Raw genomic sequence first — 23,831 nt, forward strand, 5'->3', positions numbered from 1 at the left:
TTTGCACTCATTGTTTTGATGCGGACAAAGGCGCAGGCGTCGTTGCTACTGTATATATAAGGGAATGTGTTAATGGAAATAAATCAACTGCTCGATTACCTCCTGTCTTTTCAGACTATCCTGCTGATATTAATCATTATTGGCATTAAGTCGTCGGTAAAATTTGTGCCGCAAAACCGCGCCTGGCTGGTTGAGCGATTCGGTAAGTACACCCGAACGCTGGAGGCGGGGATTAATTTTATTGTGCCGTTTATCGACCGCGTCGCCGCCGATCGTTCACTAAAAGAGCAGGCCGGCGATGTGCCGGAGCAGTCGGTTATCACCAAAGACAACATTACCCTGCTGGTGGACGGCGTACTGTATTTCCGCGTCATTGACCCTTACAAAGCGACCTACGGTGTAGAAGACTATATTTTTGCCGTCACGCAGCTTGCGCAAACCACCATGCGTAGTGAACTGGGTAAAATAGACCTGGATAAAACCTTTGAAGAGCGCGATTCGCTGAATGCCAGTATTGTCAATTCGCTGAATGAAGCTGCAACGCCCTGGGGTGTGCAGGTACTGCGTTACGAGCTCAAAGATATTAAGCCACCGGTCAGCGTACTGGACGCGATGGAACAGCAAATGAAGGCCGAGCGTCTTAAGCGTGCGCAGATCCTGGAGTCTGAAGGTGATAAGCAATCCGCCATTAACCGTGCCGAGGGTGACAAACAAGCGCGCGTGCTGTCGGCCGAAGCGCAGAAACAGGAACAAATTTTAAAAGCCGAGGGTGAGGCGCAGGCCATTACCCGTGTTGCAGAAGCCGAGGCTACGGCACTGGAAACCGTTGGCCGCGCGGCTGCTTCAGCGGAAGGCCAGAAAGCGGTGCAGTTTGATCTGGCTAAAGGTGCTATTGAAGCCAAGCAAAATATTGCCAAAGAATCGTCGGTCGTACTGCTGCCTGACGGTGCCACAGAAATTGGTAATGTGGTTGCCCAGGCCATGACAATCGCAAACACCATTGGAGGTAAGGCAAGCTGATGGAAAATATGCTGAATAGCCTGCCTCACATGATTTTAGGGGTGGGGCTGATCCTGCTGATCATAGAGTTGTTGCTGGGTTTTACCACCATTGTGCTGCTGACACTGGGCTTGTCCTGTTTGATTACGTCAGGGTTAATGTATGCCGGTTTTCTGGACGAAGAATTACTCCACGCCTTTTTGTCGGTGGCTATTCTCGACACCATTCTGATGGTAGTGCTATGGCGACCAATGAAAAACCTGCAGACCGACCGAGCGCCCAATGAAGTAAAATCTGACTGGATAGGCACTACGTTTGATTTGGACGAGGCCGTTGCGCCGGGTCAGCCCGGATCCACCAAGTTCTCAGGCGTTACCTGGAAGGTGAAAGCCAGCACGCCTATCGCGGCCGGTGAAACGGTGTGCATCACCAAGGTGGAAGTAGGCATTCTGCACGTAGAAAAGGCTGGATAAAAGGTCAATTATGCCGGGTTATGCGAAGCTGCCGCCTCAGAGATCGACAATGAATAAAAAGGTGCAGCAGACTAATGTTTGAATTTTACGCGTCACTTATGTCATGCCTGCACAGGTATCGTTTATAGTTAAAAGACCCACTCTTCTTGATGGATGTTGTAAGAGGTAAGGACACTATGAAGCTGTTGTTTTTGGATTGGCTGAGTATCTTATTTTTCTGGGGAACAGCTTTCTTTTTTTGTTTTGTCGGCTCAGAAGTTGGCCTGAAGTATTGGAAAAGAAAGCTGATTATTGGAACGCCATTCTTTGCCTTGTTTGTTTTTTTAGTGCAGGCGTTTGGCGTGCCCCGCTATTTTGTGTATGACCACATTAAACCACTGCCTCTGAATGGTGAGTTGCACTACCCTGCAGTAAAAAATCATATCATTTTCCAGGGTGCGTCATTTAAGGAATATGGTGTCATTAGCAAAGACTTAAAAGATTTCAAAAGTAATGAAAAATATTTTTCTGCGTTTAATGTTGCTCCGTTAGATGAATACCCATCAGTAATTGGCATCAAGAGCTGGGTAAATGAAATTATTCTCGTCAGCTTTTTTGTTTTGTGGTTGATTTTTCTGAACAAGTTACACAACGCAAGTGCAGCCAGTGAACTATACAGGGAAGCACGCAAAAACAGTAGAATCGCGTCCTATCAAAGCTACCTTAATGCGTCCCAACCCATTCGGTTTTTACAGCCAATCAAACGGCGACATGCTAAGCGTGAGTTATTTAAGATCCGACAAATATATTTGCAGTCAATGCAAAGCGTTATCAATATGCTTTTCAGACGTGCAGATGAACTTTCTAAGCCTCTGTTGGCGTATTTGGCCCAACATCTGAATAATCCAAGCACTTACCAGCCAGCACTTGCGGTACAAGCAAAAGTTAGTGACGTAACCACTCAAGAGGAAAAGGAAACCTACCAAAAAAATGTTGATTACGGGCCGGATTACTTTATGCCTGATGACCGTGAAATGAGTGTGGCTTTGACGCAGCGTCTGGTTAAAACTCTGAATCAATTTTTGCCGGAAACGTTCTTTATCGAGGGAACCTCCGCTACAAATACCCCGTTAATCGAGCTGACATGTAATTTAGCATGCAGAAGTTACTCAACCCTTAAAACAGAAGATGGAGAAACAGGTTCACTGTTTCTGTGGTTTGTTAAAGCTGAACCAATACCTAAAAATAATCACTTAATACTTCGGAACCCTACACGCTCTTTTCCTCCTAACGTGGCAAAGGGTAAACAAGACCGGAGCCGGATTTATTGTTCCGCAAAATTGGCGCAGTTGGTGTTGAACGATACGTTGTTTGGCCAAGTCGCCAAAAAAGAGAATGATGAGGTGACCGCGGCGAGCTTTGAAACAAAACTAGCGGAGTTAAAACAACGCCAGAATAACATCTTCGATACCATTATTGACGAATGTAAGTCAGTAGCAAGAGACACGGTATTGGCTGAAGGCGTGAATATGGCAATTAAAAAAAATGAAGTACTGTTTGATAGTTTAATGGCAGATATGCATGTACTGATTGCTGAGCACGCCGACATTTATGCGTCTTTAGTAGCCCAGGAGGCGATCGGAGGCTTATTAGAAAGTGTCGCGGAGGTTGCAGGTGAATAAACTGAAAACACTTGTTATACCGTGTATCGCACTGCTGTTACTTTCTTCATGTTCTAAAAGCGCCAAACTATTTGAAGCGGTAAAAGAGGAGGGTGTGACAACGACTACTGGATGGGGCCTCGACTCATTGCTTCAGCGAATAGATTTTGACTATCTGTTTTCTTTTATGGAAGAAAACCGCGTCCACAGTGTCAGATCGGGCAAGGGAATACAGCTAGAGGTAAAGCAATGGCAAAGTAAAATGACACTGTATATCGAGCCTGTTGATGGCCCGGGTACCAAGCGCCGTGTTTATGAAAAAATTCATATTTTGCCAGGAAACTATGTCATAACCGCAAACATTGGCACAGCATCGTTGCCTGTGTCACTGCAAAAAAATTCCACACTGAATTACTTTAGTCTCGCTGGCGTATTAAAAGCGGATGCGAGCAAAGGCGTGGGACGACTTTCCCTGAACATTAATCCTCATGATGCGCATATCACTATTTACGGGACGCCGCACAAATACCACAAGGGGATGAGGCTGCCTGAAGGCGAATATCGCATAAAAGCAAGTAAGCCAGGGTTTGAGGATATTGTTACCTCGGCGGTTATCACTAAAGATTCACTTACAATGAAAACACTTTCCCTGAGAAAGCGCGAGACTAGTCTGGAAAGGACAGAGCAAGTTACAGATAGTAACAAGGAAGTCATTACGGTCGTTGGTAGTAAAAGTAACCAGAAATTACCTCAGCACACTACAAAGATGGGACAATTGATTATCACTCCAATGCGTGACGATGTCGTGTATGAAGTTGTTGATGAAAAGGGAAAAGTCGTTACATATTCAACCGATCTAGAGTTGCCCGCCGGGACTTATCAGGTTTTTGCGCGGCGGGGTGATGGCGGTTTGATTATAGAAGAAAGTTCGGTTGAGATTATTGAAGGACAAGCACAACGTGTCAGTTTTGATCTCCAGCCTTTGCCATACCAGACTGAACTCGATGTGACTCTAATTTTTAATTTTGATGAGCTGTATAGGGAGCGTGTAGAAATTATATTTACGCCCGAAGACGGTGAAGCTGTCTCTTTTACAGACCGCATGGGAAGACGGGGAATCAAGATAGAGACGACGTTGCTTAATGGAAACTATAAAGGGGAGTTAGTGAGTAGGGCTTATAAGTTCGATTTGGGAACCATTACTGTATCAGAAGGAAAAGCTAATAATTTCGAATTCGTGCCTCGGTAGAGTCTGTTGAGCTTTGTTGTGCACTTTTGCCGCAGCTTTTTACTATTTAGACAAGGCAACGGTTTGCTGATCAAGAGATCAACATTCGTACACTAAGGTCCAGTGGCCTTTACAGTTCAGTGGATACTGATTGGTAAGTAACCTGGATAACAAAGGGGCATGGATTTGCGACGGTGACATTTTTCTTAACTGAACCACATTCCCGTCAAATATACCGTCGCTGCTCAGCCAGCAGCCCTAGCAGCAAAAACGCACTGATAAAGCCCAGACCCTGATACTGCCAGGGAAGAAACGCGATGATGTGGCGAATAAACGGTGCACCGTACAGGGTCATCATTCCGTAGCCAAACGCGCACAGCAGCACAAACAAGGAAACGCGGAGAATAAAATGGCAGGGGGCCAGCACGTTTTTAATGTATTTGTTGATCACATCGCCGTATACCACCAGCAGGGTGGCCATCAGCATCAGGCTCATTTCGCTGTAATACGGCGATAAAATACGGGAAAGTTCGGCAATCACTGAGGTCATGATGAAAACGTCCTACATCAAACGGTGTGGCTGCATCATAACCGCAAAGCCAGGCAGGTCAAAGCTGCGCAATATCACGAGCCAATAAGATAGCTTTGAAAATGCTTATTAATCAGTCTGTTGTATTAATTTTAGCGCGCCGTCCACGTGCACATCACGCTGCGGGAAGGCAATCACAATGCCGGCCTCACGGAACATATCGTCAATCGCGAAGCGCACATTGCTGCGAATGACCCGCAGGTCGCGCTCGGCTGAGGCATTCACCCAGAAGTACACCTCAAAAATCAGCGCATTGTCGCCAAAGTCGTCAAAAATCACCAGAGGCTCAGGGGTGTCCAGAATATCGTCCTGGCTTTTCGCCGCGCGGGTGATCAATTCGGCGACGTTTTTGCAGGGTGAGCCATACGCCACCCCCACTTTTACCGAGGTACGAATTGTTCTGTCGATCAGCGTCCAGTTAATCACAGTGTTTTCCAGCAGTTTGCTGTTTGGAATAAGCATGCTGACACCATCTACGCGCCGAATGCGGGTAGAGCGGGTATTAATAGTTTCAACTGTGCCGCGGTACGATTCCACTTCCAAAAAGTCGCCAATGCGAATAGGCCGTTCCCACATCAGGATCCAGCCCGAAATAAAGTTATTGATAATATTCTGTGCGCCAAAGCCCACACCAATGGCGATGGCACCCGACAGAAACGCAAACGCGGTCAGCGGCACATTCAGCAGGTCAAGCAGTGTGAAAGCCAGAATGGCAAACGCAATAATATAGAAAATGCGTTTAAACAGGTGCACTGTGTCGGCACTGGCACCAGAGCTGCGCAGCCGCTTTGTGGCAAGGTGAGCCAGTTTAATAATGAGCCACCAGCCTGCCAGCAATGCTGCCGGAACGAGCAGGATCTGGCCCAGCGTGAAGTTATGCTCAAACAGGCGAAACAGCGTTTGCGAGAGCACCTCATTAACACTGGCTATCCATTCTGACACGATGATGTTCCTTGGAGGGTTGGTGACATGTTGTCATGATTGATGAAAACGGCGTCGGCATCAACCCTTAATCCGCTTGCCTGAAAAGGCGCTTGCTGGCTACACTAGCGCGCTGTTCGCTTCATCATCAATCGCTTTTTTCAGAAGGAAATGCGTTATTTATGGGTATTCTGGCTGCGCTGGGAACGGCGTTATGCTGGGCCATAGCGGCCCGCTTGTTTCGTGGTACCGGACAGGTTTTTACGCCGCTGGCGATGAATTTCTGGAAAGGCGTTATGTCTATCGCGCTGCTCGTCGTTGTGACGCAGCTGTTTTTACCGGTATTGTCGGTTGAAACCGAAACCCTGTTATGGCTGTTACTCAGTGGCGTGATTGGTATAGGTATTGGCGATACGCTGTTCTTTAAAGCGCTGAATACAATTGGTGACAGTCAGGCAGTACTGGTAACGGAAACGCTCGCACCTATTTTCACGGCACTGCTTGCCATGATTTGGATTGCTGAGTGGATCACCTGGCAGCAATGGATAGGTGTCGCGATCATTCTTTTCTCTGTCGACATGGTGGTAAAAATTCGTAAACGCAGTGCCAGTCATATTGCTGCCTCAACGGGCTATTTGTATGGTGTGGGTGCAGCGGTTTGTCAGGCTGTTGGTGCGGTGATCAGTCGCGATATTTTGTCGGCCGGCCAGGTGGATGCCGCCAATGCTGCGATGTGGCGTTTAATTGGCGGGCTTGCTCTGGTGGCGCTAATCATGCTGGTAACCGGTACCCGCGTTTTGCCGCGCGCGACCGTACCGATAAACAATAAATCGCTGTGGCTTACCTTCACGCTGGCTACCCTGCTTGGCACAACGGCGGCGATTTATCTGCAAATGCTGGCCTTTGCCAATGCTAAGGCGGCCGTAGTACAAACCTTAATTGCTACCAGTGCCATCATGTCGCTTGGCGTGGCCTGGATCATGGGCGAAAAAGCCGGCTGGAAAACCCTATTCTGGTCACTTGCCGCACTTGGCGGTGTCGCCGTGCTGGTGTCAATGGGATCACCGGTGGTTTAACCCGACAAGCAATAAACAGACAATACAATCAGGAGTACATCATGGAAGAACAACAACAGAAGGAGCTGTGGCTTGCTGGTTTTTGGCGCAGGGTCGGAGCGTTTATTCTCGATCTGCTGGTACTGGCGGGCGCTGGGCTTGTGCTTGGCTTCGCGCTTGGCGACGTGTTCGCCGATATGGGCAACTGGGCTAAACTGATTGGTTTTGTCATCTTCCTGGCTTACTTTGGACTGGCAAACAGCCACACGGGAAACGGACAGACCTTCGGTAAAAAAGTACTGAAAATTCAGGTGGTGGACAAACACAATGCCACAATACCTGTGTCCCGTGCCGTTGGCCGCGCCAGTGTGATTGCCGTGCCCTATTTTCTGAACGGACTTCAGGTGCCGAACCTGCCTGATGCGATGGGTAATGTGCTGTCAGTGATCGTCTTTGGCGGGTTACTTTCGATTTTCTATCTGGCCGCATTTAACCGCCGCACGCGCCAGTCACTGCACGATATTGTTAGCGGTACTTACGTAGTGAACGTCGGGACTCAGCCGGTAACACTGCAAGCTGTATGGAAGCCGCACTTTGCTGTTGTCGGCGCACTGCTGGTTGCCTCACTGTTTGCACCGGCCCTGATAATGAATATGGTACCGTCCTCTGCAATCGGTTCGCTTGACCAGCTGTCGGCGACGCAGCAGCGTGTTAATCAGTTCACAGCCATTCGCTACAGTGGCGTTACTGATGGCTCAACGACGGTCAGTTCAGTCAGCAACGGTACCAATACTACCCACTATATCCGGGTTGAGGCTTATCCCTACAATAAGCAGGATGTACAAAATCAAACGCTTGCTGAGCGCATTGCGTTGATGGTGTTTGACAGTGTCGATGCCGCCGTCGAGCGTGATGTCATTCTGGTGCAGCTGATACATGGCTACGATATTGGCATTGCGTCGTCGTGGGTGTCACACCAGTTTAGTTTCTCACCCACACAGCTAAGTCAGATCCGCAATAACATACAATCCCGTGATTAACCGGTTGTTACACTTGTCATGTTAAAAATTTTTGACATTTGATGGCGCGCCGCCTATTCTTCATGTTAAACATTTTTAACATGGTTGGGGTAGGTATGTCTTTTTACGAAAAATCCGCATGGGTCATGATGCTGACGCTGCTGGCAACTGCACTCTGGTATTTCTTTTCTGTCTCGCAGGCGTCAACGGTTGAGGTCATGGCATCGCCATCACTGCTGTCACTGATTGCCGTGGTGGTCGTGCAGGTGGTGGTAATAGCGGTTGCTCATGCAGTTATTGCCATCATGAAGCCGAAAGAGGCCAACCGTGCCTTTGATGAGCGTGAGCAACAGATTGCAGAAAAAGCCGCGCATGCCGCAAGCCTGGTTATGAACGCCGGCGTGGCCATATCGCTGGCAGTCTACCTGGTGTTTTCCAGCGGCGATATGCTGTTTTACAGCGTATTACTCAGCCTGTATGCCGGTGCGCTGATGAATTATGCGGCGCGGGTTTACCTGTACCGCCGGGCTGTATACTAATGCCGAAGCCACTCCCCATTGCGAACCGGGTGCGCGAGTTACGTGAACAGCACGGCAATATGACCCAGTCTGAGCTGGGGGACGCGGTGGGGGTCACCCGTCAGACTGTGGCAGCCATCGAGCAGCGGCGTTATTCCCCCAGCCTCGAAACCGCGTTTCGTATTGCCCGGCTGTTCAGTGTGCGCGTGGACGAGGTGTTTTACTGGGACGAATAAGGCTACCACGGCGCACGCGATTGATTAGTGCTTGTGCAATTGCCCGCCTGTGCGTATAATGCGCGCCCTTACAGCCAACCTAACTTTAGTTCCTTGTCTCTATACAGTCTGGCTGTACTGTCGAGGCTACAACCGTAAGGAGCAATAATGCGTCATTACGAAATCGTTTTTATGGTTCACCCTGATCAGAGTGAACAAGTCCCTGGTATGATCGAGCGTTATACCACTATCCTGAAGCAAGACGGTGGTCAAATTCATCGCCTGGAAGACTGGGGTCGTCGTCAACTGGCCTACCCAATCGAGAAGCTGCACAAAGCACACTATGTTCTGATCAACGCCGAAGCCACGGCTGAAGCGGTTGAAGAGCTGGAAAATGCATTCCGCTTCAACGATGTCATCCTGCGTAATCTGGTAATGCGCACGAAAAACGCGGTAACTGAGCCTTCTCCAATGATGAAAGAAGAGCGTCGTGAGCGTCGTGACGATTCTGCACCACGTGCAGAAAAGAAAACTGAAACCACTGAAGATAACGCATAAGGAGAACTAACATGGCTCGTTTTTTCAGACGTCGTAAGTTCTGCCGTTTCACTGCAGAAGGTGTGACTGAAATCGATTACAAAGATATCGCTACCCTGAAAAACTATGTAACAGAGAGCGGTAAAATCGTCCCTAGCCGTATTACCGGTACCAGTGCGAAGTATCAGCGTCAGCTGTCTTCTGCCATCAAGCGTGCGCGCTTCCTGGCTCTGCTTCCGTACACTGATTCACACAAGTAATTTGGCGAGAAATAAGGGGTAACATCGATGGATATCATCCTGTTAGATAAAATCGCCAATCTTGGCGGCCTGGGCGACCAGGTTTCAGTAAAATCTGGTTTTGCACGTAACTTCCTTTTCCCACAGGGCAAGGCAGTACCTGCAACTAAGTCAAACATCGAAAAGTTTGAAGCACGCCGTGCAGAGCTGGAAGCGAAAATCGCTGAAGCCCTGGCTGCTGCTCAGGCACGCGCTGACAAAATCGCTGAGCTGGGTGAAGTGACTATCGCTGCACCAGCTGGTGACGAAGGTAAGCTGTTCGGTTCTGTAGGTACACGTGACATCGCTGAAGCAATTACTGCTGCGGGTGTTGAAGTGGCCAAAGCAGAAGTTCGTCTGCCTACTGGTACACTGCGTGAAACCGGTGAATACGATATCGATCTGCAACTGCACTCTGACGTTGAAACGTCAGTGAAAGTGATCATCATCGCTGAAGCATAAGTTGCTGATAATGTGAAAAAAGCGCCGTAGGGCGCTTTTTTTATGCCTGTCGGATAATGCGCTCGCATTTATCAACCCATTCCGGGTCAAGCGCACCTATATTGATACCCTGACGGGCAACATCAGGCTGCTTTAAAAACACGCCCCGCATTAACGCGCCGACGGTCAGGCTGTGCTCCGGCCGGCTTATCAGTGCGACAGTGTCACCGTCGCGCAGCACGCCGGTTTGTATCACCCGGTAGTACCAGCCGGTCCGCCCATGCTCACCTAAAAAACGGTCGAGGTTTTTAATGCCATAGCGTTGGGAAATTCTGTTGCATGGCGCGCGCGGCGCGCCAACCTCTACCTGTATTTCTCCCATCTGATAGATATCACCGATATACACATTGGTGTCATCCATGCCCTCAACCAGCAGGTTCTCACCGATGGAGCCTGGCTCAAATGCACCGTCAGGAAAGTTTGCTTTCATTAATGCATAACCGGGGAAACTGTACTGATGCAGCACCTTTTCTTTTCCGCCGTGCAGTTTTTTATTCCCCTGCTCATCTTCATCGGTACCCGCTTCATGCACAGTAAGCGCGGCTACCGGTGATTTAACAATACTGCTGGGGGACTTTCGCGGCCCGAAGGGAACGGGCTTGCCAGCATAAAGAGCATGGATGTTCATGGTGCATCTCCGACAGGGTGGTAGCGATATGATGCCAAGGAGAGGCGACAAGGTAAAAAAGTTTTTTGGCGCTTTAAACCTTAACCACGTACGCTACGACTAACCTATCAAACAAACACACTGGCAGGTCTGGCAACGCCACCCGCCAACGATACTGGAAACCAGCGGATATGGAACAATCGCACAGCACGGTGGTGGATGCAGAAGAGGCATTTACCCGCGCTCGCGAAAATGCACTGATAGAGGCTGTCAAAGCGGGGGATAAAACCGCCTATCATCAGCTCTATAAGGCGCATGTGGGCCGGGTTTATGCGCTCACCTACCGGCTGACCGGTGACAAGGCGCTGGCAGAAGATGCAACCCAGGAAGTGTTTATACAGCTGTGGCGAAAGCTTGACAACTTCACCGGTCAGAGTCGTTTTTCCACCTGGCTGCACAGCGTGACGGCAAATGTGACTGTGAGTTATATGCGCAAGCAGCGTGGCTGGTTTCAACGGATGTTCAATATTGAACATTCTGACGCTGAACATCGCAGCGCTGAATCGGACATGCACAGTATCGATTTAGAGGCGCTGGTGGTCAGGCTGCCAGAGCGGGCAAGAATGGTGTTTGTGCTGCATGCCATTGAGGGCTACCGGCATGAGGATATTGCCAGCATGATGAATATGGCGGTGGGCTCGAGCAAAGCACAGTTTCACCGGGCAAGAAATTTACTGAAAGAGTGGATGGGCAATGACAGCGAAGAAATTTGACGATGAGCTGAATGACAAGCTGAATGCGCTGCCAGAAGAAAAGCAGCCTGAGCGCGACTTGTGGCGGGGCATTGAACTGGCGATAGAGCACGAGCAGGCGCACGCCGGTACAGCCAGGCAGTCATCCAGACCCTGGCTCGCAGTGGCCGCGAGTGTGGCGCTGGTGGCAACAATCAGCTGGTTTGGCTGGCAGCAGTCAGCGCAACAGCGTGGTGGGCAGCTGACCGGTGAAGCACTGGTCATGGCCCTGAGTCAGCAACATGAACAGCAAAAACAGGCACTGCTGGTGGAGTACACCAACACACCGGCGGTGGCTGAAAACTGGCAGCAACAGCTGGATGAACTGGATGACGCCGCTGACGCAATAAAGGCCGCGCTTGAGCAGGATCCGGATAATACCGCACTGCTGCGCATGCTACAGAACGTGTATCAACAACAGATTGCGCTTATTGAGCGAGTGCACGCGCCCAAATGGCAGCAAATTTAACGAGGTAAGAGTAATGAAAACGGTAAATAAGACAGCAGGAAAATACGTGCAGTGGTCACTGGCGCTGCTGACAGGCCTGACCCTGGTAAGCCAGGTGGCTATAGCCGGTGAGCGCGTCGATCAGACACTGGAAACCAGCGACAGCCCGTATGTAGACATTGAACATATGAACGGCAAGGCCAGGATCCTTGGCTGGGAAAAAGAGGAAGTGAAAGTCACCGGGGAGCTTGGTGAACAGACCGACCGCTTTACGTTTGAAAAATCAGATCGTGCGGTAACCATTCATATTGATACCAAGCGCTACAACAGTGACTGGCGCAGTTACAAAAACAGCGACGGCGACAACCTGACCATTTACGTGCCGTACAAGGCGCTGGTCAGCTATACCTCCATCAATGCACGTCTGCAGGTGGAAGACCTGACACACAGCCTGAAAGCCGATGTGGTCAACGGCGACGTCAGCTTAAGTGACGTTAAGGGCAAAGTCAGTGTTGATTCGGTCAATGGTGACATCATGCTTGACGACGTGGCCGGCGACGTGGTGCTGCAAACCGTAAATGGCGCAATTGAAGGAAAGCATATCAGTGAGCAGGGCGGACGGTTTGGCTCGGTGAATGGCGACATCGACATTCGCTCGAACAGTCCCAGGGTATCGGTTGAAACGGTCAACGGTAACCTTAATCTGCAGTTAGGCGATGTTCGTGAACTGGATATTGATACGGTTAATGGTCGTATTAATGCCAGCATGACGCTCGATGCCCGTGGCGATGTCAGAGCGTCCTCGGTAGGAGGCAGCATCACCCTTAACTTCCAGCAGGATGTGTCAGCCCGCTTCGATACGGAAGCGCACGCCGGCGGCCGTATCATTAACAACATCACGGATGACGAAATGGTGAAAGCCAAATATGGCCCGCGCCGCTGGCTGGAGTTTGTTCACAACGGTGGCGAGGCCCGTGTGAATGTGTCTACCGTAAGCGGTCGGATCACGCTGAACAACTAGACAACCGTTAATACAAAAAGCCGGTTCAGATAACCTCTGAACCGGCTTTTTCGTTTCAAGTCATAGTGGTCTTTGATTATGCGCTGACGACTTCAAGCGGACGGTGAAAGCGGGCAGAACAGGTTTGGTTACGCCCTTTTTGCTTGGCCTTGCCGAGCAGCGAATCACACAGGCTGATAACATCTTCCGGCTTTGCGCTGCGACTGACTTCAACAATACCACATGAGAAGCGCAGCACGTCGTTATAGTCCTCCAGCTCGGCAAACTGCTGCGCGGCAAGCACTTCACGTAACTCATTAATTTTAGCCAGTCCGTCTTCCAGCTGACTGCCCGACAGCAGCACAATAAATTCTTCACCACCGTAGCGGCCAATAACGTCTTCGCGGCGCAACTGGTACTTCAGCACCTTGGCAATTCTGGCCAGAACCTTGTCGCCGGTCTGATATCCGTAGCGTTCGTTAATCAGTTTAAAGCGGTCAATGTCTATCAGGGCAACACAGACCATATCGCCGAGTCTGTCCATGTGGGCAATACGCCGGTTGATAGACTGAATGGCAAACCAACGGTTGTCCACACTGGTAAGCTGGTCAACACGCGTAAAGCTTTCCATGCGCTGTTTGTGACGGTACAGACGTACCACTGCAATAATACAAATGAGCGCTACCGTGGTCGAAAACAGCGTGACTACGGTCAGATTCCGGGTTTTAACGGTCTGCATTTCCTGTTGCTTCGACAGAATGGTCAGCTCCCGCTCCTGCAGCTCCTTATCGATGATCGCCGGTGACGTCACGGTCAGGGCAGGCTCCGGCAGCGCATCGTGTGCCTCAAGCAGCCCTTCGTACATGGAGGCAGCCTGCGCTACGTCACCGTTCAGACTGGCGATGGCGGCGCGCGCCTTCTCAAGCCGGTTCTGACGATAATACGGCGGCGTCAGCGGGTCGGCACTTTCCATCTTGGCCAGATAATGGCCGGCCCAGTTGGCTTCGCCACGGGCCATATAAATGTCCTTGAGCACCTCATACACCGGAAACAATGACAGCGACAGTAAGTCACGCTGCTGTTGAGCTGTACTGACGGTATCTTTGGCAATCGTTTCTGCCATGGCTGGCTCGTCAGACGCCAGGTAGGCCCGGCTTAGCAGCGTGCCGGCCTCAACCAGGGTATCCATGTCATTAGTTTCAGCCGCCACACGAAACACCTCGCTGGCAAGTCGCAGGCTCTGGTTCACGTCACCCTGACTAAGGTAAACCCCGGCGCGACACAGCGCGTTGGTCTGCTGCTGACCGGCGAGTGTTAACGCGCGCTCGTACTTCGAACAGTAAAAGATGGCTTTCTCAGCATTACCACTTTGTCGCTGCGCGGTCGCAAGGTCGGCATAGATGGCAGCCTGAGAGTAGTCGTCATTACTCAGGTAGGTAGCAGATTCAGGCGACACGGCCTGCAACAGGCCTGACAGCGTCAGCAGCGCTTTAAACGGATGATTTCGGGCCAGCTGAATGTCAACCACCTCTGCCATGGCCAGACGATAAAGCTTGTCCCAGCCCGCCGTTTTAGCCTGATCCGCCAGCGCTATCATGTCACCTTCGAGGCTGGCCAGTGGCCGGTCTGAAGTGCGCAGACGATACAGCGTATACTCCAGAAAATATTTAGGGTAATCATGCTTCAGCGTCGCCTGATCCGCCGTTGTCAGGGTAAAACGCGAAAACGCCCCAGGGATCGTGCTGATCAGGGTGTTATAGAAATGCTTGCCCAGCGGTGTCTGTGTATCAAACGGTTTGTCAGATAACAGCACGCGTTTGCGGACATCACTGTCGGCATTCAGCAGACGTGTCCTTTCCTGCTCATAATGTTCGGGTGTGTTTGCCAGCGCATCGGGCATAAGCATCATGGCGAACACAGCTAATAATACAACTTTCATCAGAACCACTTCATCGGGGCAGATCTGCCACCGTACAACGTAACGATTAATGACACAAAACTTATCCAATATACGCGTCAGCGTTTTTTCAGAAAAGGTCAGTTGCTGCTAAATTCTCTACATTTTCTGACACCTGAACCTGATCGGCGGAAACGCTGGTTGTTCAAGACCGGATAAATAGCGCATAATGCAGGGTTCTGGTAGCAAGATGGTGATTACAGTGAAAGTCGTTTCTTCACAAGGCGATAAAAATGTTGAGAAGCTGAAGGTTCCGCCTCACAGCATCGAGGCAGAACAGTCTGTGCTGGGCAGTATGCTGATTGACCCGGATACCTGGGACAAGGTGGCAGAAATTGTTTCCGAGCAGGACTTTTATAATCGCTCCCACCAAATCATCTACCGTGCCATTGTTCGCCTGCTGTCTGCCTCTACACCGGTTGACCTCATCACGGTTTCGGAAGAGCTGGAACGCCATGACGAACTGGAAGACGCCGGCGGCTTTGCCTATCTGGGTGAGCTGGCCCGCAACACGCCAAGTTCGGCGAACGTGGTGTCATACGCCAAAATTATCAGTGAACGTGCCATTACCCGCGAACTGATTGGTGTGGCGCACGACATCGCTGAAATTGGCTACAATCCGGAAGGTCGCGACAGCGCCGACATTCTGGATATTGCCGAGAGTAAAGTTTTTGAAATTGCTGAGCGCAGAACCGGGGAAAATGAAGGCCCCCGCGATGTGGAATCGGTGCTGGGCAAGACCATCGATCGTCTGGAAATTCTGCTTAAAACCAACAAGGAAGTAACCGGGGTTTCTACCGGATTTACCGACCTTGATAAGAAAACCAGTGGTTTGCAGCCGTCCGATCTCATCATTGTTGCCGCCCGTCCGTCGATGGGTAAAACCACCTTTGCCATGAACCTGGTAGAGAATGCCATGCTGCTGGAAGAAAAACCGGTGCTGGTGTTCAGTCTGGAGATGCCGTCAGAGCAAATCATGATGCGTATGCTGGCGTCGCTGAGCCGAGTGGATCAGACTAAAATCCGTACTGCACAGCTGGACGACGAAGACTGGGCGCGGATCTCCAACACCATGGCCATGCTCAAAGACAAAGATAACCTGTTTATTGATGATTCATCTGGCCTGACGCCCATGGATGTGCGCTCTCGCGCGAGAAAGCTGGCGCGCGAACGCGGTGGTATCAGCCTGATCATGGTGGATTACCTACAGCTGATGCGTGTGCCCAGTCTGAGCGATAACCGTACCCTGGAAATTGCCGAAATCTCGCGCTCGCTGAAAGCCCTGGCCAAAGAACTTGAAGTGCCGGTAGTTGCCCTGTCGCAGCTAAACCGAAGCCTGGAACAACGTGCCGATAAACGCCCGGTGAACTCCGACCTGCGTGAATCCGGCTCTATCGAGCAGGACGCCGACCTTATCATGTTCATCTACCGTGATGAGGTGTATCACGAGAACAGTGAAGACAAAGGCATCGCCGAAATTATCATTGGTAAGCAGCGTAACGGACCCATCGGCACCTGCCGCCTGACCTTCCAGGGCCAGTTCTCTCGCTTTGATAATTACGCCGGCCCGGCGGTCAGCGACGAGTATTAAGCACGTCGCGTACCGCGTTACGCCGGGTATGACACCCTCCATTTGAAATACGCCGTAACCCATCCATGAGTGGTGGTCTGCGATAGGCAGGGATTATACTTTCGCTTCATCTAAGAAAGTCGTCATTGCGGCGCAGGCCGCAACCTCTCAAAGTCTATGACTAATAGGCTCAAATCAAAGAAGGGTACAAGTCGAACCAAGTTGGGTTAAACTCTGATATCAAACGATTCTTCCATGGCCGGTGCCATTGTTTGAGCCGTTTCTCTCTCAAAATAGCCGATTCCATATCCGAAAACTGCTCAAAATAAACGAGTTTTGTTAAGTTATATCTGGCACTAAACCCTTTTGTTAGTTTATTTTTGTGCTGGTATGTCCGTTTAATAAGATCACTCGTAACCCCAATGTATAACGTTGTGTTGCGACTATTTGTGACGATATAGACTGTTGGCGCTTTCAAACCCAAACTCCATTTGAGTGATGAGCGTTTAGGTTAGGTCATCGAGCTTATTGTATAAAGTGCAGTTTTAGGGCAGGTAGGAGCTTTTCGGAGGTTGCGGCCTGCGCCGCAATGACGGTAGCTTTTCCCGCCACCAGTAGTGGCAGAACTACCTACAAAGCAGCCACTCATCCCAACAAAAAAGGCCGCTCACTGAGCGGCCTTTCTGCTATCGGACAAAACAGGCATTAACGCTGTTCAGGAACCTTCACGGTCTCAGTCACACTGACTGAAATACGACGGTTCACACGATGTGCTTCCGCAGTGTTGCTGGTATCCAGCAGTTGGGTTTCACCGTAGCCAACGGTCTCAAGACGTGACGGGTCAATACCGTAGCGCTGAACCAGCACGTCTTTAAATGCGTCAGCACGGGCTTCAGACAGGGTCATGTTGTAGTCTGCGTTACCTGGTGCAGACGTGTGACCTTCAATGGTTGCCTGCGTGTTGGTGTAACGTGTCATGAAGTCAGCAAACGCCTGAATTTCAGGATCATTAGGCTGTTTCACCACTGAGCTGTTGTTGTCAAACAGCACCCGAAGGGTAATGGAGACTTCTTCTTCGTCGAACATAGTACAGCCCTGCGCGTCAACTTTGTCACCTTTCGGTGTGTCCGCGCACATGTCTTTGCTGTCTTCAACGCCGTCCATGTCGCTGTCTTTCAGTGCACAGCCCATTGCATCCACGGTGGTGCCTGCTGGTGTGCCCGGACATTTGTCAGCCGCATTCAGTACGCCATCACCATCGCTGTCAACCGCACAGCCGGTGGCGTCAACGCGCACACCCATCGGCGTCATTGGACATTTGTCCATGCCATCTTCAACCCCGTCGCGGTCGCTGTCTTTCGGGGCCATCGTAGCCGGAGCAGGTGTGGCGGCAGACTTGCTTCCGCTGGCGCCAAACGGTACCGCAATACCCAGCTTAAACGCATAATCCACAAAGTTGTCGTCGAAGTGATAGTTAGCTGCCAGTTCGGTAATCAGGCGTGCAGACTCACCGAAGCTCCAGTGTTTACCTACACCTACATCAGCGAACGTATAGTTGTCGTCCATGTTCTGATGACGGAATCCGCCAAACATGTACATCACATCTTCAGAGAAGAAGTACATCACATCGGCACCCAGCTCTTTCGCGTGGTCATAATACTCATCGCCGCCCGGGGTCTTGTGCTTCATGTCGATACCGCTGAACTGTGCACGAGCGGCCCAGCTTTGAGTAAAGCGGTAACCGTACTCAATACCCAGGCCCAGGCCCTTGTCAATTTCATTCGGCACGCCTACGTCGCGGTCGCTGTCTGCCCAGTATTTAGTTCCAAATACGCCAATCCACTGCTCATAAGGAGGTGCTTCTGATTCCTGCGCAACGGCAGGTACTGATATCATTGCTGCAGCGAGTGCTGCTAACTTAAATCGCGTGTTCATAAATACATCCTGTTTGTTGTTAGTGTGTTGTGTTGTATCCATAGCCAGCAGACAGCAAAAGCTATGCCATGGTGATACTGTTACCCTGTGCAACCCTGGATGGTGGCAACCAGTTTGCGCTGTCCCCCGTGATCCCTGTGCTCGCCAAGCATAATGCCCTGCCAGGTACCCAACTGCAACTGACCATCCGCGATCGGAATACACACCTGACAGCCGAGCAGACTGGACTTGATATGCGCCGGCATATCATCGGGGCCCTCATAAGTATGCTTAAAATACGGGCTGTCCTCGGGCACATGATGACTGAAGTAGGCTTCCAGGTCCTGTCGTACGGTGGGATCGGCATTTTCGTTTACTGTCAGGCTGGCACTGGTATGTTTTATCCACAGGTGTAGCAGCCCCGCGCTTATCGTGCAAATTTCTGGTAGCGCAGCCTCTATATCACGGGTGATAAGATGAAAGCCCCGGGGAAACGCAGGCAGCGTGAGCTGCCGGCTTATCCATAAACTATTTGTCAAAGCAGATTTCCAGGTGTGCACCGCCGTCGTCGCACATAAACGGTAAAATAATCTTAGGGCCGTCAACCTGATGGCTGATGGTGTGTTGCTTTCCGGAGACAACAATGGGCGTTGCCATGCCGAACTCATAGCCTTTCTCGGCCAGTTCTCGTTTGGCACTGCCGCAAATCATGTTGGTCACTTCGCCGACCATGTCTGCCACTTCGGCGTCCAGCTTGGCAGGACGCTCGCCTACCATGCGCTCCATAATGGTTATGGCCAGGTTTTCATCAAACGTAATCGACATTGAGCCGCGCACATTGGGGCCTACCATACCAATCAGGCCCGACACATCGCCCTTGGCGATGTCGCTTTGCTTGCGCTTCGGCTTACCCGGTGTCAGTTTGGTCTGCGCCATGGTTTCCATCACGTTGAGCAGGCCATTAATAAACGGGTTTACGAAATCAGCATTCATGTGTGTGCTCCTTGACCGCCATATCCTCAGTTTGCTGGCATTCCGCACACAGGCCATGTGCTTCAATGGTTTGTTTGGATACCTTAAATCCGTGCTGATTCGCCTGGTTATCCAGCGTTTCTTTCAGTCCTTCCGACTGTATCTCTGCGACGTCACCGCAACTGTCGCAAATCAGAAACTGTACGGGATGCTTGCATCCAAAATGATAGCACGCCACAAACGCGTTAGTTGATTCAAGCCGATGAATAAAGCCGAAATCCAATAGAAAATCGAGGGCCCGGTATACGGTCGCTGGTTTCGCTCCCGACTCGGTTTCCTTCAGGCTGTCGAGCAATTCATAGGCGCCCATCGGTCCGTGTTTGCTCAGCAGGATCTGGTATACCTTCTCCCGCAGCGGCGTAAACCGGGCATTGCGCTGTTCGCAGTAGGCCCGGGCCTTGTTTATCAGTGTTGCATTATTCATCAACTATCATCACTTCATTATCAGGTGCAGCGTCAGGCCTATTATGCACTGGCGTCAGACAACGTCACTTCATATAAATGACGTACAAGCCGGTCTTCAAGTTCAAAGCGGTCTTCCAGCGTTTCGCCCAGCTTTTCCAGATCAGCGTCAAATGCGGCCGCCTGCTGCGCATCAACCAACTGAGTGTAGCGGTCGTTAAACCCCAGCGCTTCGTCGGTTGTTTTCGCCAGCTGTGGATAAAGCTGCTCTTTCAGCGCTTTGGCTTTGCTGCTGGTCTCCGCCAGCATATCGTAAACTTCAAAGTGTCCGGCTGACAGATAGTCCATCAGCGACTCACAAAAAGCCTCAATGTCAGCAATATCCGGTAATGCGGTGCTTTTTGTGCCGTGCGACATTTCGCTATCGGGTCCCGCCACGCCGGTTACGCCGGCCAGTTCGCAATATTGAATAAGCAACTGCTGGCGCGCTTTCAGCCAGTTATCGACGGTTTCGCTTTTTCCGCCCCATTTACTCTTCACGCTTTCAAGTTGCTTTAACATACTGTCAGGCCTCACTCGCCGCATTCACAGCGTTATACATTGTTTTTTCAGTATAACACCGGGCAGAGTCAGTACAAATGGCACGAACAATCCCGCGCTCACTGTGTTGCAGAAGGTTGCCGCGCGGTTTTGTGGTATGGTAACGGCAACCTCTTAGCAAGCGTCAGGATGTAAGGTAATGATGAGATTAGTGTCCGATCAGCAGTTAGCCGATACGCATGGTCACTGGCTGGTGTTTGTAAAAGATCGGCTGGTCATGGCGCCAGACGCCAGTGCGCTGCCGCACACCGCCTTTGCATCGCTGCCACTAGTGCATGCCTATCGCGCAGACGTGTACGAGTTGCTTGATTTTGAGGGGCAGCCTTACCCCACGCCTTATTATGTGGTTGATATGGGTTCAGAGACACCGGACGAAGGGGAGTGGGACCTCGCGTCGCTGCGTCATATTCTGATGCAGCAGCCAGACGCCGGTTTTGACGTGGTAGGGCGGGCCTGGCAGTACGTCCACTTTTTGCGTACGCACCAGTTTTGCGGACAGTGCGGGGCCAGAACAGAAAAAGTGAAATGGGAAATGGCCGTGCATTGTCATCAGTGCGGACACCGCAGTTACCCCAGAGTCTCACCCTGCGTGATTGTTGCGATTCATGATGGAGAGCGCATCCTGCTGGCGAAAGGGACACGCCATCGTGACCTGAATATTTATTCTACGCTGGCCGGGTTTGTTGAAAGCGGTGAAAGTCTGGAAGCCGCGGTGCACCGTGAAGTCTTCGAAGAAGTCGGCGTCACCCTGTCAGACATAGAGTACTTCGACAGCCAGCCCTGGCCCTTTCCGCATTCACTGATGGTGGGCTTTATCGCTCGCTATAAAGCGGGAGAGATTAAACCAGAAGAGGGCGAAATAGACGATGCCCAGTGGTTTGACATTGATGCATTGCCAAAAGTGCCGCCGCGTCTTTCGATTGCCGGGCAGCTGATTGAAGCCACTATCGCACGCTTAAAACAGGCGTAAAATAAAAAACCCTGCCGAGGGCAGGGCTTAAGCAAGTTTTTGCGTCGGTCCCGTCAACGGGCTTCTTTATTCTTGCTGTTCTATGTTGTAGCAAACACTTACTACCTGTGCAAGTAAAATTTACACACTTTGTTAAAGTAATTTTTACAATCAACCTGATTGACCCGAAAGATTCTGCAACACACGTGTTACCTGATATACTGCCGCCTCGTTGGCCGTCTGGTCTGTATGCCATCTCAGATCGGATAACGCGAATTTATATAACCCATTGATTTAAATAGTTATCGCGCAGCATTACTGGCGCTGCCGCTAGCAGTAGAGGACCACCATGTCACACGCCACCACCGGATCAAACAGACCAGAATTAAAGAATGATCGTTACCTGCGGGCCCTGGCCAAAGAGCCGGTCGACGTAACACCAGTCTGGATGATGCGGCAGGCTGGTCGCTATCTGCCGGAATACAAGGCCACCCGCGCACAGGCCGGTGACTTTATGAGCCTGTGTAAAAATGCCGAACTGGCCTGTGAAGTCACGCTGCAGCCGCTGCGCCGCTACGCGCTTGACGCCGCTATTCTGTTTTCTGACATCCTTACCATTCCGGATGCAATGGGGCTGGGTCTTTACTTTGAGGCAGGCGAAGGTCCACGCTTTAAAAATCCGATCACGTGCAAGGCCGATGTTGAGAAAATCGGCAATCCGGATCCGGAAGGGGAGCTGCAGTACGTAATGAACGCAGTACGTACCATTCGTCGCGAACTGAAAGGTGAGGTGCCGCTGATTGGGTTTTCTGGCAGCCCGTGGACACTGGCAACGTATATGGTTGAAGGTGGCACCAGCAAGGCGTTCACTAAAATTAAGAAAATGGCGTTTGCTGAGCCACAAACCCTGCACCTGTTGCTGGACAAACTGGCTGATGCGGTAATCGATTATCTGAACGCGCAGATTGCCGCCGGTGCACAGTCGGTGATGGTGTTCGATACCTGGGGTGGCGTGTTGTCGCCGCGTGATTACAAGCTGTTTTCGTTGCAGTATATGGAAAAAATTGTCGCTGGTCTGACCCGCGAAAACGACGGGCGTCGTGTGCCAGTCACGCTGTTTACCAAGAACGGCGGGATGTGGCTGGAAGCCATCGCGGCCACTGGCTGTGACGCTGTTGGGCTGGACTGGACCATCAATATTGATGAGGCGCGGGCGCGCGTGGGCGACAAAGTAGCGCTGCAGGGTAATATGGACCCCAGCATGCTGTATGCCTCACCAGAGCGCATTCGTGAAGAAGTGGCCACCATTCTGAAAGGTTACGGCGAGGGCAGCGGCCACGTGTTTAACCTGGGCCATGGGATCCACCTGGATGTACCACCTGAAAACGCCGGGGTGTTTGTAGACGCGGTGCACGAACTGAGTCGTCCGTACCACCGCTAAGCGTCGCGGGGTAACCCTTTTTGTACGGCACGCGTCAGGCGTGCCGTTTTTCTTTGCGCCGGTGTCTCGGTTTCAGTGGCCTGGCCCGCATGTTGTGCCAGTGCCCAGTCGATATGTTCATCAACCAGTGCGCTGACCTTGCCACGCTGCTGCGCCAGTGCGCTGACGGTTTCCTCTGAATATGGGGCATTGCCAAGCGCCACGGCAATATTGCGCTGCCACTTTTCAAAACCAATACGGCGAATTGGCGACCCTTCTGTATGCCTGAGAAAGGTCTGCTCGTCCCAGGCAAACAGTGATGTCAGGGACTGTCCGTGCAGTGCTTCGCGCGGATGAAAATCGGCTTCGTCGGTAACGCTGGCATAGCGGTTCCATGGACAGATCAGCTGACAGTCATCACAGCCGTAAATGCGGTTGCCCATGGCCTTTCGGTACTGCTGTGGAATGCTGCCGTCGTATTCAATGGTCAGGTAAGAGATACACTTGCGCGCGTCCACCGTATAGGGCGCAACAATGGCGCCGGTAGGGCACATCGTCATACAGGCCGTACAGCTGCCACAGCCTTCCTCTACCGGTGTATCTACCGGCAGGGGCAGATTGATAAACAACTCGCCAAGAAAAAACCACGACCCGGCTTCTTTGCTGAGTGTCAGTGAATGCTTGCCGGTCCAGCCCAGTCCCGCTTTTTCTGCCAGCGCATGTTCCAGTACCGGAGCGGAATCAACAAACGGACGGTAGGCTGTTGTCTCAAGTGCTGCGGTAATCTTTTCACCCAGTTGTTTCAGGCGCTTTCGCAGCACTTTGTGATAGTCACGTCCCAGCGCATAACGGCTGATATAGGCGATGTTACGGTCACTTAAATGGCGGGCGAAGGAGGCATCGGGCGGCAGATAATCCATGCGGACACTAATGACACGCAGCGTGCCGGGCACCAGTTCATCGGGGCGGGCGCGTTTCATACCGTGAGTTTCCATATACTGCATGTCACCATGGTACTGGTTGTCGAGCCAGCGCTGCAGATGTGCCTCATGCTGATGCAGATCAATATCACTGATACCAACCTGCTGAAAGCCTAGCGCCTTGCCCCAAGCCTTGATATTGTTGGCTAATTCGCCAAGATCAACAGAACGTAAACTGGACATGTACT

28 protein-coding genes are annotated in these 23,831 nt (G+C 51.2%); 17 read left to right on the forward strand and 11 right to left on the reverse strand.

Going from position 1 to position 23,831, the window contains the following annotated elements; genetic code table 11:
- The first annotated feature begins 72 nt into the window (after nt 1-72).
- The 4 genes from AB1N33_RS10155 to AB1N33_RS10170 all read left to right on the forward strand — a co-directional run bounded on the left by AB1N33_RS10155 (nt 73) and on the right by AB1N33_RS10170 (nt 4,361).
- Nucleotides 73-1,020 (forward strand): SPFH domain-containing protein, encoded by a 948-nt coding sequence (locus AB1N33_RS10155; protein WP_411271439.1) that lies wholly within the window; start codon nt 73-75, stop codon nt 1,018-1,020.
- Nucleotides 1,020-1,472 (forward strand): NfeD family protein, encoded by a 453-nt coding sequence (locus AB1N33_RS10160; RefSeq protein WP_411271440.1) that lies wholly within the window; start codon nt 1,020-1,022, stop codon nt 1,470-1,472. The genes AB1N33_RS10155 and AB1N33_RS10160 overlap by 1 nt, the downstream gene beginning before the upstream one ends.
- Nucleotides 1,473-1,648: 176 nt before the next feature.
- Nucleotides 1,649-3,133 (forward strand): hypothetical protein, encoded by a 1,485-nt coding sequence (locus AB1N33_RS10165; RefSeq protein ID WP_411271441.1) that lies wholly within the window; start codon nt 1,649-1,651, stop codon nt 3,131-3,133.
- Nucleotides 3,126-4,361, forward strand: coding sequence for a peptidase associated/transthyretin-like domain-containing protein (locus tag AB1N33_RS10170; protein WP_411271442.1), 1,236 nt, complete (start codon nt 3,126-3,128; stop codon nt 4,359-4,361). Before AB1N33_RS10165 ends, AB1N33_RS10170 begins: the two co-directional genes overlap by 8 nt.
- A gap of 205 nt (nt 4,362-4,566) precedes the next feature.
- Here the strand turns inward: AB1N33_RS10170 and AB1N33_RS10175 are convergent, their stop codons facing one another.
- On the reverse strand, nt 4,567-4,890 hold the full coding sequence (locus AB1N33_RS10175; RefSeq protein WP_411271443.1) for a DUF3392 family protein: 324 nt from the start codon (nt 4,888-4,890) through the stop codon (nt 4,567-4,569).
- A 108-nt stretch (nt 4,891-4,998) separates the two neighbouring features.
- A complete protein-coding gene (locus AB1N33_RS10180; protein ID WP_411271444.1) occupies nt 4,999-5,871 on the reverse strand; it encodes a mechanosensitive ion channel family protein in 873 nt (290 codons plus the stop codon).
- 161 nt (nt 5,872-6,032) lie between these two features.
- Between AB1N33_RS10180 and AB1N33_RS10185 the strand changes: the two genes are divergently transcribed.
- The 7 genes from AB1N33_RS10185 to rplI all read left to right on the forward strand — a co-directional run bounded on the left by AB1N33_RS10185 (nt 6,033) and on the right by rplI (nt 9,934).
- Nucleotides 6,033-6,926 carry a DMT family transporter gene (locus AB1N33_RS10185; RefSeq protein WP_411271445.1) on the forward strand — a complete coding sequence of 298 codons (894 nt, stop codon included), beginning with the start codon at nt 6,033-6,035 and terminating at the stop codon, nt 6,924-6,926.
- 41 nt (nt 6,927-6,967) lie between these two features.
- Nucleotides 6,968-7,945, forward strand: coding sequence for an RDD family protein (locus tag AB1N33_RS10190; protein WP_411271446.1), 978 nt, complete (start codon nt 6,968-6,970; stop codon nt 7,943-7,945).
- A gap of 95 nt (nt 7,946-8,040) precedes the next feature.
- The gene (locus AB1N33_RS10195) at nt 8,041-8,463 is read left to right on the forward strand and encodes a DUF2178 domain-containing protein (protein WP_411271447.1); all 423 of its coding nucleotides are present in this window, start codon (nt 8,041-8,043) and stop codon (nt 8,461-8,463) included.
- Nucleotides 8,463-8,678 carry a helix-turn-helix transcriptional regulator gene (locus tag AB1N33_RS10200; protein ID WP_411271448.1) on the forward strand — a complete coding sequence of 72 codons (216 nt, stop codon included), beginning with the start codon at nt 8,463-8,465 and terminating at the stop codon, nt 8,676-8,678. The genes AB1N33_RS10195 and AB1N33_RS10200 overlap by 1 nt, the downstream gene beginning before the upstream one ends.
- Nucleotides 8,679-8,825: 147 nt before the next feature.
- The gene (gene rpsF, locus AB1N33_RS10205; RefSeq protein ID WP_411271449.1) at nt 8,826-9,215 is read left to right on the forward strand and encodes a 30S ribosomal protein S6; all 390 of its coding nucleotides are present in this window, start codon (nt 8,826-8,828) and stop codon (nt 9,213-9,215) included.
- Nucleotides 9,216-9,226: 11 nt separating this feature from the next.
- Nucleotides 9,227-9,454, forward strand: a complete 228-nt coding sequence (gene rpsR, locus AB1N33_RS10210) for a 30S ribosomal protein S18 (protein ID WP_189405279.1) — start codon at nt 9,227-9,229, stop codon at nt 9,452-9,454.
- A gap of 27 nt (nt 9,455-9,481) precedes the next feature.
- Nucleotides 9,482-9,934 carry a 50S ribosomal protein L9 gene (rplI, locus tag AB1N33_RS10215; protein WP_411271450.1) on the forward strand — a complete coding sequence of 151 codons (453 nt, stop codon included), beginning with the start codon at nt 9,482-9,484 and terminating at the stop codon, nt 9,932-9,934.
- A gap of 40 nt (nt 9,935-9,974) precedes the next feature.
- Here the strand turns inward: rplI and AB1N33_RS10220 are convergent, their stop codons facing one another.
- On the reverse strand, nt 9,975-10,601 hold the full coding sequence (locus AB1N33_RS10220; protein ID WP_411271451.1) for an MOSC domain-containing protein: 627 nt from the start codon (nt 10,599-10,601) through the stop codon (nt 9,975-9,977).
- A gap of 170 nt (nt 10,602-10,771) precedes the next feature.
- On the opposite strand from AB1N33_RS10220, the gene AB1N33_RS10225 reads away from it, so the two are divergent.
- The 3 genes from AB1N33_RS10225 to AB1N33_RS10235 are packed head-to-tail and all read left to right on the forward strand — an operon-like array spanning nt 10,772 to nt 12,840.
- Nucleotides 10,772-11,353 (forward strand): RNA polymerase sigma factor, encoded by a 582-nt coding sequence (locus tag AB1N33_RS10225; RefSeq protein WP_411271452.1) that lies wholly within the window; start codon nt 10,772-10,774, stop codon nt 11,351-11,353.
- Nucleotides 11,334-11,840 (forward strand): hypothetical protein, encoded by a 507-nt coding sequence (locus AB1N33_RS10230; RefSeq protein WP_411271453.1) that lies wholly within the window; start codon nt 11,334-11,336, stop codon nt 11,838-11,840. Before AB1N33_RS10225 ends, AB1N33_RS10230 begins: the two co-directional genes overlap by 20 nt.
- Before the next feature lie 13 nt (nt 11,841-11,853).
- On the forward strand, nt 11,854-12,840 hold the full coding sequence (locus tag AB1N33_RS10235; protein ID WP_411271454.1) for a DUF4097 family beta strand repeat-containing protein: 987 nt from the start codon (nt 11,854-11,856) through the stop codon (nt 12,838-12,840).
- Nucleotides 12,841-12,916: 76 nt separating this feature from the next.
- Here the strand turns inward: AB1N33_RS10235 and AB1N33_RS10240 are convergent, their stop codons facing one another.
- Nucleotides 12,917-14,758: a diguanylate cyclase gene (locus AB1N33_RS10240; RefSeq protein ID WP_411271455.1), complete on the reverse strand. Its 1,842-nt coding sequence runs from the start codon at nt 14,756-14,758 to the stop codon at nt 12,917-12,919.
- 208 nt (nt 14,759-14,966) lie between these two features.
- Here AB1N33_RS10240 and dnaB point away from each other — a divergent pair, with 208 nt between their 5' ends.
- On the forward strand, nt 14,967-16,367 hold the full coding sequence (dnaB, locus tag AB1N33_RS10245) for a replicative DNA helicase (RefSeq protein ID WP_411271534.1): 1,401 nt from the start codon (nt 14,967-14,969) through the stop codon (nt 16,365-16,367).
- Between the two features lie 169 nt (nt 16,368-16,536).
- Here dnaB and AB1N33_RS10250 read toward each other — a convergent pair whose 3' ends face one another.
- The 6 genes from AB1N33_RS10250 to rsd form a co-directional block, all read right to left on the reverse strand.
- Nucleotides 16,537-16,830 (reverse strand): GIY-YIG nuclease family protein, encoded by a 294-nt coding sequence (locus AB1N33_RS10250; RefSeq protein ID WP_411271456.1) that lies wholly within the window; start codon nt 16,828-16,830, stop codon nt 16,537-16,539.
- 221 nt (nt 16,831-17,051) lie between these two features.
- A complete protein-coding gene (locus AB1N33_RS10255; protein ID WP_411271457.1) occupies nt 17,052-18,281 on the reverse strand; it encodes an OmpA family protein in 1,230 nt (409 codons plus the stop codon).
- A gap of 80 nt (nt 18,282-18,361) precedes the next feature.
- Nucleotides 18,362-18,799, reverse strand: a complete 438-nt coding sequence (locus AB1N33_RS10260; RefSeq protein WP_411271458.1) for a secondary thiamine-phosphate synthase enzyme YjbQ — start codon at nt 18,797-18,799, stop codon at nt 18,362-18,364.
- The gene (locus tag AB1N33_RS10265) at nt 18,789-19,253 is read right to left on the reverse strand and encodes a chemotaxis protein CheX (protein WP_411271459.1); all 465 of its coding nucleotides are present in this window, start codon (nt 19,251-19,253) and stop codon (nt 18,789-18,791) included. Before AB1N33_RS10265 ends, AB1N33_RS10260 begins: the two co-directional genes overlap by 11 nt.
- Complete coding sequence (locus AB1N33_RS10270) at nt 19,243-19,716, reverse strand: transcriptional repressor (protein WP_411271460.1); 474 nt, start codon at nt 19,714-19,716, stop codon at nt 19,243-19,245. Before AB1N33_RS10270 ends, AB1N33_RS10265 begins: the two co-directional genes overlap by 11 nt.
- Before the next feature lie 41 nt (nt 19,717-19,757).
- Complete coding sequence (gene rsd, locus AB1N33_RS10275; protein WP_411271461.1) at nt 19,758-20,255, reverse strand: sigma D regulator; 498 nt, start codon at nt 20,253-20,255, stop codon at nt 19,758-19,760.
- Between the two features lie 178 nt (nt 20,256-20,433).
- On the opposite strand from rsd, the gene nudC reads away from it, so the two are divergent.
- Together nudC and hemE are read left to right on the forward strand one after the other, a co-directional pair.
- A complete protein-coding gene (nudC, locus tag AB1N33_RS10280; RefSeq protein WP_411271462.1) occupies nt 20,434-21,264 on the forward strand; it encodes an NAD(+) diphosphatase in 831 nt (276 codons plus the stop codon).
- A 328-nt stretch (nt 21,265-21,592) separates the two neighbouring features.
- Nucleotides 21,593-22,684 (forward strand): uroporphyrinogen decarboxylase, encoded by a 1,092-nt coding sequence (gene hemE / locus AB1N33_RS10285; protein WP_411271463.1) that lies wholly within the window; start codon nt 21,593-21,595, stop codon nt 22,682-22,684.
- Here the strand turns inward: hemE and queG are convergent.
- Nucleotides 22,681-23,826 carry a tRNA epoxyqueuosine(34) reductase QueG gene (gene queG, locus AB1N33_RS10290; RefSeq protein WP_411271464.1) on the reverse strand — a complete coding sequence of 382 codons (1,146 nt, stop codon included), beginning with the start codon at nt 23,824-23,826 and terminating at the stop codon, nt 22,681-22,683. The genes hemE and queG overlap by 4 nt on opposite strands.
- Nucleotides 23,827-23,831: the final 5 nt, after the last annotated feature.

This window comes from Alteromonas nitratireducens (assembly GCF_040812025.1).
In the GTDB taxonomy this organism is placed as follows: domain Bacteria; phylum Pseudomonadota; class Gammaproteobacteria; order Enterobacterales; family Alteromonadaceae; genus Alteromonas; species Alteromonas nitratireducens.

Coding starts and splice junctions, on each gene's coding strand:
- AB1N33_RS10155 (WP_411271439.1), top strand. CDS start 73: ATGGAAATAAATCAACTGCTCGATTACCTCCTGTCTTTTCAGACTATC.
- AB1N33_RS10160 (WP_411271440.1), top strand. CDS start 1,020: ATGGAAAATATGCTGAATAGCCTGCCTCACATGATTTTAGGGGTGGGG.
- AB1N33_RS10165 (WP_411271441.1), top strand. CDS start 1,649: ATGAAGCTGTTGTTTTTGGATTGGCTGAGTATCTTATTTTTCTGGGGA.
- AB1N33_RS10175 (WP_411271443.1), bottom strand. CDS start 4,890: ATGACCTCAGTGATTGCCGAACTTTCCCGTATTTTATCGCCGTATTAC.
- AB1N33_RS10185 (WP_411271445.1), top strand. CDS start 6,033: ATGGGTATTCTGGCTGCGCTGGGAACGGCGTTATGCTGGGCCATAGCG.
- AB1N33_RS10190 (WP_411271446.1), top strand. CDS start 6,968: ATGGAAGAACAACAACAGAAGGAGCTGTGGCTTGCTGGTTTTTGGCGC.
- AB1N33_RS10195 (WP_411271447.1), top strand. CDS start 8,041: ATGTCTTTTTACGAAAAATCCGCATGGGTCATGATGCTGACGCTGCTG.
- AB1N33_RS10200 (WP_411271448.1), top strand. CDS start 8,463: ATGCCGAAGCCACTCCCCATTGCGAACCGGGTGCGCGAGTTACGTGAA.
- rpsF (WP_411271449.1), top strand. CDS start 8,826: ATGCGTCATTACGAAATCGTTTTTATGGTTCACCCTGATCAGAGTGAA.
- rpsR (WP_189405279.1), top strand. CDS start 9,227: ATGGCTCGTTTTTTCAGACGTCGTAAGTTCTGCCGTTTCACTGCAGAA.
- rplI (WP_411271450.1), top strand. CDS start 9,482: ATGGATATCATCCTGTTAGATAAAATCGCCAATCTTGGCGGCCTGGGC.
- AB1N33_RS10220 (WP_411271451.1), bottom strand. CDS start 10,601: ATGAACATCCATGCTCTTTATGCTGGCAAGCCCGTTCCCTTCGGGCCG.
- AB1N33_RS10225 (WP_411271452.1), top strand. CDS start 10,772: ATGGAACAATCGCACAGCACGGTGGTGGATGCAGAAGAGGCATTTACC.
- AB1N33_RS10230 (WP_411271453.1), top strand. CDS start 11,334: ATGACAGCGAAGAAATTTGACGATGAGCTGAATGACAAGCTGAATGCG.
- AB1N33_RS10235 (WP_411271454.1), top strand. CDS start 11,854: ATGAAAACGGTAAATAAGACAGCAGGAAAATACGTGCAGTGGTCACTG.
- AB1N33_RS10240 (WP_411271455.1), bottom strand. CDS start 14,758: ATGAAAGTTGTATTATTAGCTGTGTTCGCCATGATGCTTATGCCCGAT.
- dnaB (WP_411271534.1), top strand. CDS start 14,967: ATGGTGATTACAGTGAAAGTCGTTTCTTCACAAGGCGATAAAAATGTT.
- AB1N33_RS10255 (WP_411271457.1), bottom strand. CDS start 18,281: ATGAACACGCGATTTAAGTTAGCAGCACTCGCTGCAGCAATGATATCA.
- AB1N33_RS10265 (WP_411271459.1), bottom strand. CDS start 19,253: ATGAATGCTGATTTCGTAAACCCGTTTATTAATGGCCTGCTCAACGTG.
- AB1N33_RS10270 (WP_411271460.1), bottom strand. CDS start 19,716: ATGAATAATGCAACACTGATAAACAAGGCCCGGGCCTACTGCGAACAG.
- rsd (WP_411271461.1), bottom strand. CDS start 20,255: ATGTTAAAGCAACTTGAAAGCGTGAAGAGTAAATGGGGCGGAAAAAGC.
- nudC (WP_411271462.1), top strand. CDS start 20,434: ATGATGAGATTAGTGTCCGATCAGCAGTTAGCCGATACGCATGGTCAC.
- hemE (WP_411271463.1), top strand. CDS start 21,593: ATGTCACACGCCACCACCGGATCAAACAGACCAGAATTAAAGAATGAT.
- queG (WP_411271464.1), bottom strand. CDS start 23,826: ATGTCCAGTTTACGTTCTGTTGATCTTGGCGAATTAGCCAACAATATC.